This window comes from Photobacterium sp. Hal280, from assembly GCF_037162255.1.
Lineage (GTDB): Bacteria > Pseudomonadota > Gammaproteobacteria > Enterobacterales > Vibrionaceae > Photobacterium.
The window spans coordinates 581,099-599,919 of record NZ_JARLUO010000005.1 but is presented as its reverse complement, the minus strand read 5'-3'; the positions used below and the strand labels follow the sequence as shown (position 1 = coordinate 599,919).

The 18,821-nt window shown below is 53.1% G+C and carries 13 protein-coding genes and 3 pseudogenes; 1 reads left to right on the top strand and 15 read right to left on the bottom strand.

Translation table 11 applies throughout. The features are described 5' to 3' along the window. Positions 1–18 precede the first annotated feature (18 nt). From P4S53_RS12000 to rlmD, 4 genes and pseudogenes are all read right to left on the bottom strand, one after another. A complete protein-coding gene (locus P4S53_RS12000; RefSeq protein ID WP_027253561.1) occupies positions 19–1,662 on the bottom strand; it encodes a CTP synthase in 1,644 nt (547 codons plus the stop codon). 169 nt (positions 1,663–1,831) lie between these two features. Continuing rightward, positions 1,832–2,643, bottom strand: a pseudogene (mazG, locus tag P4S53_RS11995) (nucleoside triphosphate pyrophosphohydrolase). A 78-nt stretch (positions 2,644–2,721) separates the two neighbouring features. Then, positions 2,722–4,947: a GTP diphosphokinase gene (gene relA / locus P4S53_RS11990; protein WP_337112864.1), complete on the bottom strand. Its 2,226-nt coding sequence runs from the start codon at positions 4,945–4,947 to the stop codon at positions 2,722–2,724. Positions 4,948–5,022: 75 nt separating this feature from the next. Further along, a pseudogene (rlmD, locus tag P4S53_RS11985) lies at positions 5,023–6,359 on the bottom strand (23S rRNA (uracil(1939)-C(5))-methyltransferase RlmD). A gap of 156 nt (positions 6,360–6,515) precedes the next feature. On the opposite strand from rlmD, the gene barA reads away from it, so the two are divergent. Further along, positions 6,516–9,284 carry a two-component sensor histidine kinase BarA gene (gene barA, locus P4S53_RS11975; protein WP_337112861.1) on the top strand — a complete coding sequence of 923 codons (2,769 nt, stop codon included), beginning with the start codon at positions 6,516–6,518 and terminating at the stop codon, positions 9,282–9,284. Positions 9,285–9,493: 209 nt separating this feature from the next. Here barA and acpS read toward each other — a convergent pair whose 3' ends face one another. The 11 genes and pseudogenes from acpS to rpoE all read right to left on the bottom strand — a co-directional run bounded on the left by acpS (position 9,494) and on the right by rpoE (position 18,519). Then, positions 9,494–9,877, bottom strand: a complete 384-nt coding sequence (acpS, locus tag P4S53_RS11970) for a holo-ACP synthase (protein ID WP_337112860.1) — start codon at positions 9,875–9,877, stop codon at positions 9,494–9,496. 1 nt (position 9,878) lies between these two features. Continuing rightward, a complete protein-coding gene (gene pdxJ / locus P4S53_RS11965; RefSeq protein ID WP_337112859.1) occupies positions 9,879–10,610 on the bottom strand; it encodes a pyridoxine 5'-phosphate synthase in 732 nt (243 codons plus the stop codon). Then, positions 10,607–11,316, bottom strand: a pseudogene (gene recO, locus P4S53_RS11960) (DNA repair protein RecO). Before recO ends, pdxJ begins: the two are co-directional and overlap by 4 nt. 8 nt (positions 11,317–11,324) lie before the next feature. Then, the gene (gene era / locus P4S53_RS11955; protein ID WP_192015730.1) at positions 11,325–12,230 is read right to left on the bottom strand and encodes a GTPase Era; all 906 of its coding nucleotides are present in this window, start codon (positions 12,228–12,230) and stop codon (positions 11,325–11,327) included. Further along, entirely contained in the window at positions 12,227–12,901 is a 675-nt protein-coding gene (gene rnc, locus P4S53_RS11950; protein WP_337112858.1) for a ribonuclease III, read from the bottom strand. Before rnc ends, era begins: the two co-directional genes overlap by 4 nt. A gap of 10 nt (positions 12,902–12,911) precedes the next feature. Further along, complete coding sequence (lepB, locus tag P4S53_RS11945; protein WP_337112857.1) at positions 12,912–13,811, bottom strand: signal peptidase I; 900 nt, start codon at positions 13,809–13,811, stop codon at positions 12,912–12,914. A gap of 99 nt (positions 13,812–13,910) precedes the next feature. After that, positions 13,911–15,707: a translation elongation factor 4 gene (lepA, locus tag P4S53_RS11940; protein WP_027253572.1), complete on the bottom strand. Its 1,797-nt coding sequence runs from the start codon at positions 15,705–15,707 to the stop codon at positions 13,911–13,913. Between the two features lie 73 nt (positions 15,708–15,780). Further along, complete coding sequence (locus P4S53_RS11935) at positions 15,781–16,293, bottom strand: SoxR reducing system RseC family protein (RefSeq protein ID WP_337112856.1); 513 nt, start codon at positions 16,291–16,293, stop codon at positions 15,781–15,783. Then, the gene (gene rseB, locus P4S53_RS11930) at positions 16,290–17,264 is read right to left on the bottom strand and encodes a sigma-E factor regulatory protein RseB (protein WP_337112855.1); all 975 of its coding nucleotides are present in this window, start codon (positions 17,262–17,264) and stop codon (positions 16,290–16,292) included. The genes P4S53_RS11935 and rseB overlap by 4 nt, the downstream gene beginning before the upstream one ends. Positions 17,265–17,278: 14 nt before the next feature. Then, entirely contained in the window at positions 17,279–17,917 is a 639-nt protein-coding gene (locus P4S53_RS11925; RefSeq protein WP_337112854.1) for a sigma-E factor negative regulatory protein, read from the bottom strand. A 35-nt stretch (positions 17,918–17,952) separates the two neighbouring features. Next, positions 17,953–18,519 carry an RNA polymerase sigma factor RpoE gene (gene rpoE, locus P4S53_RS11920; RefSeq protein ID WP_337112853.1) on the bottom strand — a complete coding sequence of 189 codons (567 nt, stop codon included), beginning with the start codon at positions 18,517–18,519 and terminating at the stop codon, positions 17,953–17,955. Positions 18,520–18,821: the final 302 nt, after the last annotated feature.

Sequence of the window (18,821 nt, the reverse complement as noted above, 5' to 3'; positions counted from 1 at the left end):
GCAACAGCTGTTTGTAACTTATTTCTCTTCGAACTCACCGCGCTGGTGCTGACCAGCCGCTTTGACGAATCCTTCAAACAAAGGATGGCCATCGCGAGGTGTTGAGGTGAACTCAGGGTGGAACTGAGCCGCTACAAACCAAGGGTGATTCGGCACTTCGATAATCTCTACCAGCTTCTTGTCAGCAGACAGGCCGGAGATTTTCAGGCCCGCTTCTTTCAGCTGAGGCAACAGATTATTGTTCACTTCGTAACGGTGACGGTGGCGCTCGTGAATGGTTGCACTGCCGTACATTTCACGGGCTTTGCTGCCCTCTTCCAGATGGCACAGCTGAGAACCCAGACGCATAGTTCCGCCCAGATCCGACTCTTCCGTGCGCTCTTCCACGTTACCTTCGCTGTCGACCCATTCAGTGATCAGGCCCACCACAGGATACGGTGATTTGGCGTCAAATTCCGTCGAGTGAGCACCGCTCATGCCCGCCACATTACGGGCGAACTCGATCAGCGCCACCTGCATACCCAGGCAGATGCCCAGATAAGGGATGTTGTTTTCACGCGCATATTGCGCTGTCATGATCTTGCCTTCAACACCACGACCACCAAAACCGCCCGGTACCAGAATCGCATCCAGACCTGCCAGCATTTCTACGCCTTTTGATTCAACATCCTGCGAATCGACGTATTTGATGGTCACAGACAAGCGGTTTTTCAGGCCCGCATGCTTCAGTGCTTCATTCACTGATTTATAGGCATCCGGCAGTTCGGTGTATTTACCCACCATGCCAATCGTCACTTCACCGGTCGGGTTGGCGTCTTCATAAATCACGCGCTCCCACTCACTCAGATCGGCTTCCGGCGCTGTAATACCAAAGCGCTGACACACCAGCTCATCCAGACCCTGCGACTTGATCAGCTGAGGGATCTTGTAGATGGAGTCAACGTCTTTCATGGAGATAACGGCTTTTTCCGGCACGTTACAGAACAAGGCAATCTTGGCTCGCTCATTGGCCGGAATCATCCGGTCAGAACGGCAGATCAGCACATCCGGCTGAATACCGATAGACAGCAGTTCTTTCACTGAGTGCTGAGTAGGCTTGGTTTTCACTTCACCGGCCGCGGCCAGGTAAGGCACCAGAGTCAGGTGCATAAACATTGCACGCTCACGGCCCAGCTGCACGCCCAGTTGGCGAATCGCTTCCATAAATGGCAGGGACTCGATATCACCGACCGTACCGCCCACTTCGACAATCGCGACGTCGTGGCCTTCTGCACCGGCAATCACACGCTCTTTGATAGCGTTCGTAATATGAGGGATGACCTGAATGGTCGCACCCAGATAGTCACCGCGACGCTCTTTACGCAGCACGTCTTCATAGACACGGCCAGCAGTAAAGTTGTTGCGCTTGGTCATCTTGGTACGGATAAAACGCTCATAGTGACCAAGGTCAAGGTCGGTCTCTGCACCGTCTTCCGTAACGAATACTTCACCGTGTTGAATCGGGCTCATCGTGCCTGGATCAACGTTAATGTAAGGGTCTAGCTTCATCATGGTCACTTTCAGACCACGGGCCTCTAAGATGGCCGCCAGTGAGGCTGCAGCAATACCTTTACCTAGGGAGGATACAACACCGCCCGTCACAAAAATGTAATTCGTTGTCATGTTTAACCTGGAAGATTGGTGTAGAGGATAAAAAGTATCTGGACGGGAAATTAGTATACCAGACACATTTTATTGCCACAACGTGAAAACTATCACAGTAAACCCAGACGCTTTTTGTTCCAAATCAAGCCCGGTATCCTTGACGGAAAGTCTGCTTACGGGTTAGTGCTTACTTTGTTGCTGAAACAGACTTTTCCTTGCGCTTAACATTTTCCCACTCGGCATCCAGCTCATCCAGTGAGCAAGCGTCAATCGACTTGCCCTGTTCCAGCACACAGCGTTCCACTGCGCGAAACCGGCGTTCGAACTTACGGTTGGCTTTGTGCAAGGCCATTTCCGGTTTCACTTTCAGGTGACGGCTCAGGTTCACCACAGCAAACAGCAGATCGCCGACCTCCTCTTCGATGCGTTCCTGATCAGGCACCGCCTGATGGGCTTCTTCCATCACTTCGTCGATTTCTTCCTGCACTTTGTCAACCACCGGTCCCAGTGTTGGCCAGTCAAAACCCAACCGGGCGCAACGTTTCTGGATTTTATCGGCCCGGTTCAGCGCAGGCATCGCCTTAGGGATATTAGCCAGAATACTGTCATCCTGCCCTTTTTCTGCACGCTCTTTGGCCTTTTCCGCTTCCCAATTTGCATGGATCGCAGCTTCATCGGCGAAATTCTTGTCTGCAAAAACATGAGGATGGCGACGAATGAGTTTGTCATTGATCGCACCGACCACATCATCAAAATCAAATAACCTTTGTTCTTTCGCCAGCTGGCTGTAGAAGATCACCTGAAATAACAGATCGCCCAGCTCTTCCTTCACTTCATCCCAGTTCTCTGCGGCAATGGCCTCTGCCACTTCATAGGCTTCCTCCAGCGTGTGCGGCACAATCGAGGCAAAGTCCTGTTTGAGATCCCAGGGCACCCCCGCTGCGGGTCGCGCAGCTGCGTCATGATGGAAAGTAAGGTGCTGATGGGCTTATCGCTCATGATGGTTTTCCTGTGCTCTGTGTCGGGTTGTTATTTCGCACAAAACGGGCCGGGGCCTGTTCTGTCGATAGTATGTGATCAGTGCAGTCGTCTGGCTTCAAAGACATCTTTCACCTGCTCCAGGCGGAGGATCAGTCTGCCCAGACTGTCGAGATCGGTCAGTTCAATATCAAAATCCATGATCGCCATCTGCTTTTTGAAATCGATCCGGCTTTTCACCCCGGCCACTTTGACCTTTTCATTGTGCATGGTGTTGGTCAGATCTTTAATCAGGCCGTTACGCTCAGAAGCGGTTACCCTGACGGTCAGCGTGTAGCGTCCGGCAAAGCTGCCGCCCCAGACGGTATGAATGATCCGCTGCGGCGCAACATGACGCAGCTCTTCCAGCTGTTCACAGTCGCTGCGGTGCACAGAGATCCCCCGCCCCTGGGTCACAAAGCCGACTATGTCATCGCCGGGAATGGGCTGACAACAACGCGCCAGGTGGGTCATCAGGTTATCCACCCCTTCCACCACCACAGCATCGCGCTGCGGTTTTTTCTGGCTGGCCTTGCTGCCCGCCTCGGTTAAACGCTCCAACAGCTGCTGATCTTCTTCTTCAGCCGTCGGCTTGTTAACCAGCGCATTGATGTGGTTAATGACCTGGTTGATGCGCAGGTCGCCGCTGCCGATCCCGGCAAACAGCTCATCGGTCGAGTTCACGTTAAAGCGCTTCAGGGCGTAGGACTCGGCATCTTTCATGGTGGCGCCGATTTTCTGCAGTTCCTGCTCCAGAATCTCCCGGCCGGCCGTGATGTTTTTATCTCTGTCCTGCTTGCGGAACCAGGCATGTACTTTAGCGCGTGCCCGGCTGGAATTGACAAAGCCCAGGTTCGGATTCAGCCAGTCACGCGACGGATTCGGCTCTTTCTGGGTGATGATTTCGACCTGATCACCCATTTGCAGGTGATAGGTGAAAGGGACAATTCGCCCTTCCACTTTGGCCCCGATACAACGGTGACCCACTTCAGAGTGAATGTGATAGGCGAAATCGAGCGGCGTGGCATTCAAGGGCAGATCAACCACATCCCCTTTCGGGGTGAAGGCATAGACCCTGTCGTCGAAGACCTGACTGCGCAGCTCCTCGAGCATTTCGCCAGAGTCGGACATTTCCTCCTGCCAGGCCAGCAGCTTACGCAGCCAGTTGATTTTCTCATCATAGGCAGAATGGGCGCCGGCGGAGGTGCCGGATTCTTTGTATTTCCAGTGTGCGGCCACGCCCAGCTCAGACTCTTCGTGCATCTGCTTGGTGCGGATCTGGATCTCAATGGTTTTGCCTTCCGGGCCGATCACCACAGTGTGAATCGACTGATACCCATTGGGTTTGGGATTGGCCACATAGTCATCGAATTCTTTGGGCAGATGCCGGTATTTGGTATGCACCACCCCCAGTGCCGCATAACAGTCCTGCAGCTGGTCCGCGATAATACGCACCGCACGCACATCGAACAGCTCATCAAAGGCCAGATTCTTTTTCTGCATTTTGCGCCAGATGCTGTAGATATGCTTCGGGCGTCCATGCACCTCAGCCTTGATATTCGAGGCTTTCATCGACTCATCCAGATCCTTCACGAAATGATCGATGTAGTGTTCCCGGTCGATACGACGCTCAGACAACTGTTTGGCGATCTGCTTGTAAGTCTCCGGGTGCTTGTAGCGAAACGCGTAGTCTTCGATTTCCCACTTCAGCTGACCGATCCCCAAACGGTTGGCCAGCGGAGCATAAATATTGGAACACTCCCGCGCGGCGGCACGGCGAACATTATCCGGCTCGTCCTTCACCTCGCGCAGATTACAAATGCGTTCGGCCAGTTTGATCACCACGCAGCGGAAGTCGTCCACCATAGAAAGCAGCATGCGGCGAATATTATCGACCTGTGCCGATTGTGCCGCGCCTTCTTTGATGGCATTCAGCTGGCTGATTGCCGCCATCTGCTTGACACCCTTGACCATTTGCAGAATGGTTTGGCCGTATTCCTCTTTGATGTCATCGCTCTTGTAGAAGCCACCTTCAACAAGCGGGAACAGCAGGGCCGCCACCAGAGTGTCAGTATCCATACTGAGCATCACCAGGATTTCAACCATTTCCCGGCCACGCCACAATAACTGACCGGCCGCTTCCTTGTTGTCCAGATGCGCTTCACAGCGCTGATAAGTTTGGATCAGACGGTCCGAGGTTTTAGCATCCTGCAGCAGACTCTCTACCCAGGGTACCAACTCAAATTTAGCGTTTTCCTTTAAATGCGCACCGCGAACTGCGACCATGATTCTGTCCTGTATAGCGTGATTACGGATGGCTTTTCTGTTACTCCCGGCGGCCTTCGCAGGCTCAGCCTGGCATCAGGTCCGGATAAACAGTGCCATAGATTCTAAATGCCCCGTGTGGGGAAACATATCCAGCATACCCAGCCGTTGCAACTGATAGCCCTGTTGCAGCAGTACCTGACTGTCCCGCGCCAGCGTCGACGGGTTGCAGGACACATATAAAATCCGGCTGGGCGATAAGGCGGCCACTTCTTTCATTACCCCGGCAGCACCAGCGCGTGCCGGATCCAGCAACACTTTGTCGAAACCGTTTGTGGCCCAGCTGAACGACTCAATCCCCTGCTCAAGATTACCCTGATAAAAAGCCGTATTCGCCAGCTGATTCAGCGCCGCATTGGCACTGGCGCGCTGCACCATCTCATCCACACCTTCGACACCGACAACGTGTTGTGCTTTCTGCGCCAGCGGTAAACTGAAATTACCCAGTCCGCAGAAAAGATCCAGTACTCTGTCCTGCGGCTGAATATCCAGCCAGTCCAGTGCCTGCGCGATCATCCGGGCATTCACCGTCCGGTTGACCTGAATGAAATCTTTCGGTGAGAACTGCAATGTCAAACCATTCACGACATAGCAAGGCGTGTCACCTGCCAGCTGAGTCACTTCATCCGGTCCCGGAGCGAGGAAAAGCATAACATGATGACTGTCAGCAAATTGCTGAATGCTCGTCATATCCGGGTCAGAAAATGGCTTGAGATGTCGGATCAGCACCACAGGACCATTATCGGCTTCGACCAGCTCGACGTGCCCCAGGTTCCGGCGACCCTGCAATTGCGCCAGCAAATCACGCAAAGGCGGCAGCAGCGCATTCAGCGAAGCCGCCAGTACAGGGCAATGTTCAATATCAACGATGGCTTTGCTCTGCTCCTGGCGAAAACCGAAACACAGCCCTTTGCCGGATTCAAACCTAAGGCTGAAACGCGCGCTCCGTCTGTACTGCCATGTCTCTCCGGTCACAGGTTCGTCCTGCACAAATGCCGTCGCCGTCTCGTTTTCTCCCCCAAGGCAAACTTCGCCATCAACTCCCCCAGAGCCTGACGCTTGGCCGATACCTGGGCAGAATGAGAGAGATGTTGCAAGTTACACCCGCCACACTGGTCATAGACAGGACACTGAGGTGTAATGCGCTCAGGACTGTCAGTCAGCCGTTTGATGACTTTGGCCCGGGCATAGTGTTTTTTATTGTCGGTGAGCTGGACCAGCGCACGTTCGCCTGGCAGCAATCCCGGAATAAAAACCGGTTTGCGCTCAAGATGAGCGATGCCTGAGCCCAGATGGTCGAGACGAGAAACCGTCACTTCTTTGTGTTTGGTGTCGCTGACAATTCGTTTAGTCGGCTTAAAAAAGCGTGCCATAATGTTGTAACTCACGGTGTTCTGTCGCCTTTTCAAGGCAACGCCGAATCGACTTCAATTGTCGCTACGGTAAAGATTCATTAAGCTAAGGGCTGGAACATGCTTGCGTGACCAGCATAGACAGCAATTCTCCCACAGAATCGAATTCTTGTAACCATGACCAAATACGGACTTCGCGCCCGGGTTTTCACCCTGACATTAGCACCAACCCTGATCATTGGCCTGCTATTGAGCGCATTTTTCACATTGAGCCGCTACCGTGATCTGGAGCATCAGCTGATTGAAACCGGCACCAGCATCATCGAGCCGCTGGCGATTGCCACCGAATACGGTATGGCAGATCATAATCGTGAAGCGGTCAGACGCATCATCAGCTATGCCCATCGCAAGCATTCCGATATTGTACGCAGTATTGCGGTTTTTGACGGTAATAATGAGCTGTTTGTGACCTCAAATTTCCACCGGAATTTTGAGGCGCTGATGTTCCCCGATGATCAGCCGATCCCCTTCCTGCCTGACATCATCATCAATGACAGCACCATGATCATGCGGGCGCCGATACTGACAGAAGCCCAGCAGAGTAACCTGTCGGCACCGGGGTTTCAGGCCAGAGCACTGGGTTACATTGCCATTGAAATGGATATGAGCCCGCTGCGGCTGCAGCAATATCAGGAAGTCTTTACGGCGCTGATGGTCTTGCTGCTGGGCCTGATCCTGTCGGGGTTGTTTGCCTATCGGCTGATGCGGGATGTCACCCGCCCGATCTCACACATGATCAGTGTGGTAGACAGAATCCGCCGCGGGCATCTCGATATCCGGATTGAAGGCGAGTTACTGGGCGAGCTGGATAACCTGAAAAACGGTATCAATGCCATGGCCATTTCGCTGTCGGACTACCACATCGAAATGCAGCAAAGCATCGATCAGGCCACCTCCGATCTGCGTGAAACCCTTGAGCAGCTGGAAATCCAGAACGTCGAGCTGGATATTGCCAAAAAACGTGCTCAGGAAGCCGCCCGGGTCAAATCCGAATTTCTGGCCAATATGTCTCACGAGTTGCGGACACCGCTGAATGGCGTCATCGGCTTTACCCGCCAGATGCTCAAAACCCGGCTCAGTGCCAGTCAGCACGATTACCTGCTGACGATAGAGAAATCCGCCAACAACCTGCTGACCATCATCAATGACATTCTGGACTTTTCCAAACTGGAAGCCGGGAAACTGCTACTGGAAAATATTCCGTTCGACTTCACCGACTCGCTGGATGAAGTCATGCGCCTGCTGGCCCCCAGCGCCCATGAGAAAGGCCTGGAACTGACCCTACGGGTTGATCAGCGTATTCCAACCGGCCTGATTGGCGATCCACTGCGAATTCAGCAAGTGCTGACCAATTTGATCGGTAACTCAGTGAAATTTACCGAGCGCGGCAACATCGATATTGCCGTTGAACTCAAAGCCGATCGCGATGAAAGCCTCGAATTGCAATTCATGGTCCGCGATACCGGGATCGGGATTTCAGAGCGCCAGCAAGCACAGCTGTTTCAGGCATTCAGCCAGGCCGATGCCAGCATTTCACGCCGCTATGGCGGCACTGGGCTGGGGCTGGTGATCACCCAGAAACTGGTCACTCAGATGGGGGGCGAGATCAGCCTGACCAGTCGCCTGCACCAGGGTTCCACCTTCTGGTTCACCCTCAAACTGACCAAAACGGATCTGCCGGTATCTCAGCCAATCGATACCAGCGAGCTGAAAAACCGCCACCTGCTGCTGATCGAACCCAACCTGCAGGCGGCCAACGTGCTGCAGCAACGCCTGCTGCAAGCAGGATTGGATGTAACCTACCGGGCCGACATGCCGGAGGACGATGTCGAACATCACGACTTTGCCCTGCTCTGCCTGTCACCGGGCGAACAGCCGCCGCTGGCCACCATTCTGGACAGAGTCTTTAAAGCCGAGCAACTGGCCGACAAAGTCTTGGTGTGCCTGCCCACCACAGAGCTGGCCTTGTCGGAACGCTTGCTCAGTGCCGGTGTGACGGCTTGTCTGGGTAAACCGCTGGCCCGACGCAAACTGTTTGATGCCTTAATTGGCCAGACTGATCAGCAGGATGAGCCTGAACCGCTGCCACTGGCTGCCGCGAACGATGCCCTGCTGCCGCTCACCGTGATGGCGGTCGATGACAATCCGGCCAACCTGAAACTGATTGCCGCCCTGCTCAGTGAACGGGTAGAAACCGTGATTACCGCCACCGGCGGTCGTAAAGCCGTGGAATACGCGCAGCAGAAAGCCTTTGATTTGATCTTCATGGATATTCAGATGCCTGAGATGGACGGCGTCAGAGCCTGTGAGGCGATTCATGAAACGACGCTGAACAGCCATACGCCCGTGATCGCAGTCACTGCCCATGCCATGGCCGGCGAACGTGAACGCTTGCTTCGAGCCGGGATGGACGATTACCTGACCAAGCCGATTGAAGAACAGATATTGCAGCAGATGCTGGCCAAATGGATTCCGCAGCCCCAGAACAACAGTTCAGCGCCTGCGGTGGCTGCCTCAGCGCCATCCGTTAAGCCGGATACAGAGAACAATAACGTCAGCTGGGACTGGGATCTGGCACTGAAACAGGCCGCCGGCAAAGAAGGCCTGGCCCGGGACATGCTGCAAATGCTGCTCGATTTTATGCCCGAAGTGGAAATGCTGGTCAATGAAGTGCTGGACGGCAAAGACATAGACCTGTGGCCATCCATCCACAAGCTGCATGGCAGCTGCGCCTACAGTGGCGTGCCGAGGCTGAAAAACCTCTGCTACACCCTGGAAACCCAGCTCAAAGCCGGAAGTTCAGCCACAGATCTGGAACCGGAACTGTTCGAACTAATCGACGAAATGAACAATGTCGTCAGGGCGTCACAAGCCTACCGGCAGTAATCCCCATCAGGCAGAAAGGGGGATCCTTTCTGCTTTGTTTTGTGCTTTTGGTTTTGTGCTTTTGGCTGCTTGGCAGGTCCGTGATCTGCCAGTCCCCCCATGATTGGGCACTGACGTCAAATCTGGCCCGTGCCATCCCGTTTATTTCATGACAAAAAAAGGGAAACCAACGTTTCCCTTTCTTTATCTCTGGCGGACGGATTGCGCGTTCAGCCCGTTTCTAAAATGACGGTTGCGACGGCATAGTGTTTTTCATCGGCTATAGTCAGATGAATATGGCGGACCGCCATCTGCGCGGCCAGTTCGGCAGCTTTGCCAGCCAGCGCTAATTCTGGCTTACCGCGTTCGTTATTGGTGACGGTAAAATCCTGAAACGAGACACCGCAGGCGATGCCTGTTCCCAGCGCTTTGGCAGCCGCTTCTTTGACCGCAAAACGCTTGGCCAGATAGCGGCCTGCCTGCTTATGCTGACTGAAAATAGTGAGCTCTTCAGGTGTCAGTACCCGCCGGGCAAACGTCTCACCGGCACGGGCGAGCACATGTTCGACACGGGCAATTTCAGCAATGTCTGTCCCCAGACCGACGATGGCCATGTTACCAGCGCGCTTCCAGCATCACTGCTTTCATGTCTGCCACGGCTTTATGCAGGCCGTCAAACACGGCGCGACCAATGATGGCATGACCAATATTGAGCTCGTAAATCTCCGGCAGGGCGGCAATCGGTTTGACATTGTGATAAGTCAGACCATGGCCGGCATTGACCTTAATGCCCTGATCATGGGCGTAGCTGGCAGCGGCAGCAATTTTCTTCAGCTCGGCCTGTTGCTCTGTGTCCGATGCCGCATCGGCGTAATGGCCGGTATGCAGCTCAATATAAGGTGCGCCACAGGCCACTGCGGCATCAATTTGCGCGCGATCCGCATCAATGAACAGAGACACAAGAATACCAGCCGCGGTCAGCTTTTCGGTTGCCGCTTTCACTTTGTCCAGTTGACCCACCACATCCAGGCCGCCTTCTGTGGTCAGCTCTTCACGCTTTTCCGGCACCAGGCAGACGAACTCAGGTTGGGTGTCCAGCGCGATCTGCACCATCTCATCGGTCACGGCCATTTCCAGATTCATACGCGTCTGAATGGTGTCGCGCAGAATACGGACATCGCGGTCAGTAATATGACGACGGTCTTCGCGTAAATGAATGGTAATACCATCAGCGCCTGCGCGTTCTGCCACTTCTGCCGCATGCACCGGATCCGGGTACCGGGTGCCGCGGGCATTGCGTAAAGTCGCAACGTGGTCGATATTGACGCCGAGCAGTATATTCTTCATGTAGCGGTACTCCTTCCTCTAGGGATAAACAATTCCCTGCTTTTTAATGGTTTGCTGCCAAGATACGGTTTCAGGGCCATACGTGTAAAGCGCTTTGCTGCCCTGAGCTGATCCTGGGATTCAAAATGCCGGGCGGCAATGGCTTTCAGTTGCCGTCCGGTAAACGTCAGCTGGCCGGCAACCAGAGAAGCAATAAAACCTCTTTGCTCCCGGTAGTTATACGTCATTTCATCGTCAACCGGCAGCCCGCTGCCGGCACAATGAAGAAAGTCCACCCCGTAACCCAAGTGATCCAGCAGCGCCAGTTCAAAGCGGCGCAATGCAGGTTCAGGGTTGTCCGCCTGAGCAAGCTCTCTCAGCACGTTGAGATAATCAAGAAACAAGGCAGGATAAGGGGTCTGAACTTCCAGTACCCGAGCCAAAATCTCGTTCACATACAAGGCGGAATACAGGATATAGCTGCGCATGGGCAGCCCGATACTGATCGGCTCGGCATGGGTCAGAACCGGCATACTGCCTCGGCCAGTCCATTTCATGAATAGGGGGTAAATGGCTGAAGCGCTCCTTTGAGATTGGAGCGCTTGCGGCGGGCACCTTTAGCCATCAGGGTGATCCGACCGGACTCTTCACTGAAGACGTCCAGGATCAGGCTCGTCTCACTGTAGTGACGAGAGTGCAGAACAAAACAGCGCTGCAACCCTTCCATCGCTGTCCTTAAAGATCGTCGATATAGCCAAGACTACGCAGGGCGCGTTCGTCATCTGCCCAACCGGATTTCACTTTCACCCACAGCTCAAGGTACACCTTGCGCTCGAACAGATCTTCCATGTCGAGGCGGGCTTCACGGCCAATGGTTTTGATTTTCTCGCCACCCTTGCCGATCACCATCTTTTTCTGACCTTTACGCTCAACCAGAATCAGGCCGTTGATATCAAAGCCATCGGTTTCCGGATTATAATCAAAACGTTCGATGTCAACCGTCACAGAATACGGCAGTTCTTCGCCGGTAAACCGCATCAGCTTTTCACGGATAATTTCGGAAGCCATAAAGCGCTGCGAGCGATCGGTCACGTACTCTTCCGGGAAGTAATACTCCCCTTCCGGCAAGCAACCACGGACTATCTTTTCAACATCCTCAATTCCGGTACCGTGCTTGGCGGCGATTGGGACGATAGCCTTGAAGTCCATTTTTTTCGCCAGCTCCTGCATATGCGGGAACAGATCGTACTTCATTTTGACGTTATCGACTTTATTGACCAGCAGCACCACAGGCAGACCGCTTTTCGCCAGCTTGTTGAGCACCATTTCATCGTCCGGTGTCCACATGGTGCCGTCCACCAGAAACAGCACCAGCTCAACATCGGTCAGCGAGCTGCTGGCCGCACGGTTCATCAGGCGGTTGATGGTGCGCTTTTCCTCGATATGCAGCCCGGGGGTATCTACGTACACCGCCTGATAGCCGTCTCGGGTATCCACGCCCATAATCCGGTGGCGGGTGGTCTGCGGTTTACGCGAGGTGATCGACAACTTCTGCCCGACCAGACGGTTCAGCAGTGTTGATTTACCGACATTCGGACGGCCAACGATGGCAATAAAGCCACAATGTGTTTTATCTGTCATGATTCTAACTGCTTCAATGCCAGTTCTGCCGCAGCCTGCTCAGCCTTGCGCCGACTACCGCCTTTACCAACCACAGGGTTATCCAGCCCCGAGACGTCGCACTGTACAGTGAATTCCTGATTGTGTGCTTCACCCTGTACCTTAGTTACAGTATATGCCGGAAGCGGCAAACGACGCCCCTGAAGGCATTCCTGCAGACGGGTTTTCGGGTCTTTCTGGTTGATACCGGGTTGTATGGTGTCCAGACGGCTCTGGTACCAGCTTAAAACAATCTGGCGGACACATTCGATATCACTGTCGAGGTAAATTGCCCCAATAATGGCTTCGACACAGTCAGCCAGAATGGAATCGCGGCGATAACCGCCGCTTTTCAGTTCGCCCGGCCCCAGCAACAGATGGTCACCCAGCTCGAATTCGCGGCCTAATTCAGCCAGCGTTTTGCCCCGAACCAAAGTGGCGCGCATCCGGCTCATGTCGCCTTCGTCGACTTTAGGGAAGCGATGGTACAGCTCATCGGCAATCACAAAGCTCAGGATAGAGTCACCCAGGAACTCCAGACGCTCGTTGTGCGTCCCGTTGGCGCTTCTGTGTGTCAGCGCCAGGGTCAGTAATTCGCTGTTCTTAAATTCGTGTCCCAGCTTACGCTGGAGTCTTTGTACAGGAGATGTCATTTTTTCCCGATCAGTCTATGCCTCCGATGCGGCTGAAGCGCACACCGGTAGGAATCCAAGAGGGAAGTACACTATCGGCACTTCGTTCAAATTCAAAGCTGATCCAGATCCCGACCGCCTTGCCAACCAGATTTGCTTCCGGCACGAATCCCCAGTAGCGGCTGTCCGCACTGTTATCACGATTGTCACCCATCACAAAGTAGTGACCTTCAGGCACCACCCACTCAGCAAGACCAGGACGCGGTTGATAATCAAACGTCTGATTCGGTCTTAACGGATGGATCAGAATGTCATGTTTCGCCTCACCAAGCTGTTCAGTAAACTGGATCAGCCGGGTTCTGTTCTGAACAAAGTCACTGTCGTGCATCTGGCTCATCATGACAGGTTTACATTCTGTTGTGCCTTTGGGTGCAATACAGATCTGCTTATTGTCACTATAGCGAACTAAATCGCCCGGCAATCCCACAACGCGTTTAATGTAATCCACGTTAGGATTGACCGGATATTTGAAGACAACAATGTCTCCGCGTTCAGGTTCACTTGTTTCCACCAGTTTATGACGGAAAACAGGATCACGCAGACCATAAGCAAATTTTTCAACCAGAATGAAATCGCCAACCAGCAAAGTTGGCATCATCGATCCGGATGGGATCTGGAACGGCTCATATATAAACGAGCGAAATACCATGATAATTGCTATCACAGGAAACATAGAGCTGGTGGATTCGACCCAGCCAGGCTGAGGCGCAACGGCTTCTAAGGTTTTAGCATCCACCTGACCACCGGCATTGGCCGCCGCCGCGTCGATTTTCAACTGACGCTTAGGTGCCCAGAGGAACCGATCCAGCGCCCAGATAATCCCGGTCACTATGGTTGCCAGCACTAAAATTAACGAAAACAGATTTGCCATTGCTGTTCCTAATGTCCCTATGATGAATTTTTCATGGTCTCTCAGGGTCTGATGACCCTAACCATTCCGCCGCATAATGCGGCGGAAGGCGGACTCGAATTATTTGTCTTTACCTACATGCAGTATGGCAAGGAAGGCTTCCTGCGGCAGTTCGACATTGCCGATCTGCTTCATTCGCTTTTTACCTTCTTTCTGCTTCTGCAGCAGTTTTTTCTTACGGCTCACGTCACCACCGTAACACTTGGCGATCACGTTTTTGCGTAACTGTTTCACGGTTGAGCGGGCAATAATATGGTTACCGATCGCGGCCTGAATGGCGATGTCAAACATCTGGCGGGGAATGAACTCCCTCATTTTCTCAACCACATCACGACCACGCGATTGCGCATGGTCTTTATGGGTAATAATCGCCAGTGCATCAACACGATCGCCGTTTAGCAGGATATCAACCCGAACCATGTCGGATTCCTGATAACGCTGAAAGCCATAATCCAGAGATGCATAACCGCGCGATGTCGACTTCAGTCGGTCGAAGAAATCCAGGACCACTTCTGACATCGGAATGTCATACGTCAGCGCAACCTGATTGCCGTGGTAAACCATGTCGACCTGAGAGCCGCGTTTTTCCACACACAGTGTGATCACGTTCCCCAGGTATTCGCTTGGCACCAGAATGTTACAGCGGGCAATTGGCTCACCAATGACTTCAATATCATTGATAGGCGGCAGTTTGGCCGGGCTGTCAACATACAGCATGTCGCCGTTGCTCTTTTTCACCTCATACACCACAGTCGGTGCTGTGGTGATCAGATCCAGATCGTATTCACGCTCCAGACGCTCCTGAATGATTTCCATGTGCAACATGCCAAGGAAACCACAACGGAAGCCAAAGCCCAGCGCAGCAGAGCTTTCCGGTTCGTAGAACAGTGACGCATCATTCAGGCTCAGTTTGCCCAGTGCATCACGGAAGTTCTCATAATCGTCAGACGATACCGGGAACAGGCCTGCATACACCTGAGGTTTCACTTTCTTAAAGCCTGGCAACGCCTTTTCACAGCCGTTCTTGGCCAGTGTCAGGGTATCGCCCACCGGCGCACCCAGGATATCTTTAATACCGCAGACCACCCAGCCCACTTCGCCCGTTCTCAGGATGTCTTTATCCACCTGTTTCGGGGTAAAGATACCGATACGGTCCACGTTCCAGGTCTGTCCTGTGCTCATGACCTTGATCTTATCGTTCTTCTTCAGGGCGCCGTTTTTAATGCGGACCAGAGAAACAACACCAAGGTAGTTATCGAACCAGGAGTCGATGATCAGCGCCTGTGGCGGCGCATCCGGATCACCTTCCGGCGCAGGAATCGAACGCACGATATTTTCCAGCACCTCGTCAACGCCCAGGCCAGTTTTGGCTGAGCAACGGGTGGCTTCTATCGCGTCGATACCGACGATTTCTTCAATTTCTTCCGCGACACGCTCAGGATCAGCCGCCGGCAGATCGATTTTGTTCAGGATCGGCACAACTTCCAGATCCATTTCAATCGCGGTATAGCAGTTAGCCAGTGTCTGGGCTTCCACACCCTGACCGGCATCGACCACCAGCAGCGCACCTTCACAGGCCGCCAGCGAACGGGAAACTTCATAGGAAAAGTCGACGTGTCCCGGTGTGTCGATAAAGTTCAGTTGATAGGTTTCACCATCTTTTGCCGTGTAATTGAGCGTCACGCTCTGGGCCTTGATGGTGATGCCACGTTCACGCTCCAGATCCATTGAATCAAGCACTTGCGCAGCCATTTCACGATCGGAAAGGCCACCGCAGACTTGAATCAAGCGGTCAGATAACGTCGACTTACCGTGGTCGATATGTGCAATAATCGAAAAGTTACGAATGTGCTTCATGAATTGGCGTGACTAACTCGTGATTAAAAAATGAATGGGATCTTACGATCAAGTTGGCAGATTCTACCGAATTTCAACGGCTGCTGCTATCTTTCGATAGCGCATTTGTTTCCAGCCCCTCCGCGACAGGCTTTCCGAGCACCCGAATCAGGTTGGGTTGATAATCTCCCAGGGCTGATAATCTTCTGGCGCGATATCGCGCAATCAGCAGCCCTGTCGCGCCACCGGCAAGGGCACAGGCAATCACGCCCCCTTCGCCCCCGCCAGCCAGCTCAACAAACCACCACTGGCCGAGCAAGGTCCCCAACAGCAGGCACACTAGCGGCAGCACGTAAACCAGCAGCGCAGATTGCAGCACGCTGCGTTCAGATAAACCGATTTCGACCAGCTGCCCGATGTGGATAGGATCATGAATATGGGTCGTCGATAACGTCAGTTGATGCTGGCGACCAGGCAGAACTTTGCTGACCACGCCTGTACCACAGCTGTTTTGCGAGGCACAGGATCCGCAGCTGGTTTGCTGCTGACAATTGACGGTGATCTGCTTTTTATCAACGGCCACCACTGTAGCCAGTGAATGCATCATGGCTGGCTGGCTCCCTGAAAAGAGACCGACTCAGCCACCCGGCGCGCCGTTGCCGGCGGTATGTCACCGACAACAGTGATCTCTTTGTCTTTCAATAACTGGCTGTGCAGCGTACGGCGTCCCTGGCGAACCAGTTGTTCCCGCACACTGAAGCCATCGGCTGCCGAGACATAAATAGAGAAACTGAACAGGCCGTCCGTATACATCTGGCTTTCCACCGGGCGCTCGGTCAGCATCAGGCGGTGCCGGTTATGTGAAATACTTTCAAAGCCCATCGGCAGCCAGTCGACCTGCCAGGACAAGTCCACCTGGGGCTGTGGCGGTAACTGAACCACTTCCGGCAATTTCACTGATTTCAGGCTTTCCAGAATATCGGCCACTTTGTCATTCACCACAAAAGACACTGCGCGGTATTGTTCTAAAGGCTCACCATCCCGATCCAGTAAATCTGCCCGCAAGACTAAATGAGAACGGGTGTCCATCCACAACAGGTAGGAATAGCGGGCACCGTCTTTGGGCGCGATACGTACCACATCACAGGCGGTTCCCGCTTCACGGGATCGTCCCATAGGGATGAAATCATAAAACTGGGCCAGCTCTGCGACATTGGTACGCATAATCGGCGGCAAAGGGGCCACCATACGATTACTGTCGATAGTAAACGGGTCTAGCCCGGGTTCAAAGTAACTGACTTCTTTGCCACGCTGAATCACCTCACGCGGCGGGCCGCTGAGGTACACCAGATGTGCGAATGTCTCCCCATCTTCTTCTACCGCATGACGATAACGTAAGGGTTCAATACTGTTTTTCTTGATGAGGATGTAAGACACCTCATAGCTCAACTGCCTGGTTGCCTGATCCATTTGATGCAACAAAGCCTCTGCAGAAGTCATCGCGTCTTCTTCCGCAGAGGCTTGCCAAGGCATAGCCAAGCTGACCAGTGTCAGAGCACCGACCAGAATTTTCTTCATATCACCGCCACGAATCAGTGTGATTCCAACAGGGTTCTATCCAGACTGCCGTCTTCCGCATTCAGGCGCAGTTGCAACTCATAGTCCTGCAACATCGCATTAATACGACGTCTTTGTTCCATCAGTTGTGCTTCGCTTGGCGATTCAGTCCGGGTACGAACAGAATCCCGCGTCAGGCTGACTGGTTCAGCAGTTCCGGCAAAAGGAATGGTCTGTAAAACAGGCACCTGAGTATTCGCATCACTCGCTAACCCAGCCTCTTCACCACCGTTATATTGTTGTACGCCGACAATCACTGCCAAAGAAACACAGGCAGCTAATGCCACCTGACCAAATTGTGTCAGCCAGGCTGGCATCGTGCGACGTGCCAGATGGGGCGTTGGTTGCTCCACATGCGGCAGAGACACCACATTCGCCGACGCTGCGACACTGTCTGCAAGGCTGTGCGCGGGTTCATTGTCGAGCGCTATCGCCACGTTTCCGGCGATATCCCACTTGGGGTGCCCCGGCGCTTCACCGTGCATCACATCGCTCATCAATTGATAAGCTTGCCAGCTTTGCTTTGCATGATCATCCACCAGAAGCTGGTTTATGATACTTTGATCAACGTCTTCGCCATCAAGCAAAGCCGAAATCTTTTCTTTATCAGCCATCTTTGTCACCGTTTGGCCCAAATATTAGCGCTGCATTAGGGGGCAATACGTTTTTCTACCGCCTCCCGAGCCCGGAAAATACGGGAACGTACCGTACCCACCGGACAGCCCATGACTTCCGCAATTTCCTCGTAACTCAATCCTTCAAGTTCGCGAAGCGTAATTGCGGTTTTCAAATCATCCGGGAGGCTTTCTATGGTACTGAATACCACCCGCTTCAATTCATCTGACAACATTTGGTTCTCAGGGTTCGAAATTTCTTTTAATGCACTGCCATTTTCATAGTATTCGGCATCTTCCGCATCAACGTCTGTCGCAGGCGGACGGCGCCCCTGAGCCACCAAGTAATTTTTTGCCGTGTTCACGGCGATACGATACAGCCAAGTATAAAATGCACTTTCCCCACGAAAAGACGGTAGCGCACGGTAAGCTTTAATAAAGGCTTCCTGCGCCACATCCGGCACATCACCGGAATTGCCAACATAGCGGGCAATCAGGTTGCAAACCTTATTCTGGTACTTGACGACCAGTAAATTAAAGGCTTGCTTGTCCCCTCGTTGTACTCGCTCAATCAGTGCCTGGTCAGTTAACTGCTCGCTCATTCGAGCGTGTACTCCTCTGTCTGTGACAAGGTCATCTCTGCTCTGAACCGTACCGGATGCAGTCATTTTACCCATCCTGTGTTCAGAACTATTTATATTCTATGGACATAGAAGCCTAAAGAATTACTGACCCCAAAAAAAGCGCAAAGTTCCCGCACACCTTACTGGCACATTCGCCCGGGTGCAACTGCCATTCATTCTGGCAGATGTACACCGCCGGAGGCAATTTGCATTACCTAGTTTTACAGATCAAAAAAGCCCCACATAAAGGGATTTTTGGTAATATGGCGAGCTTACCACAG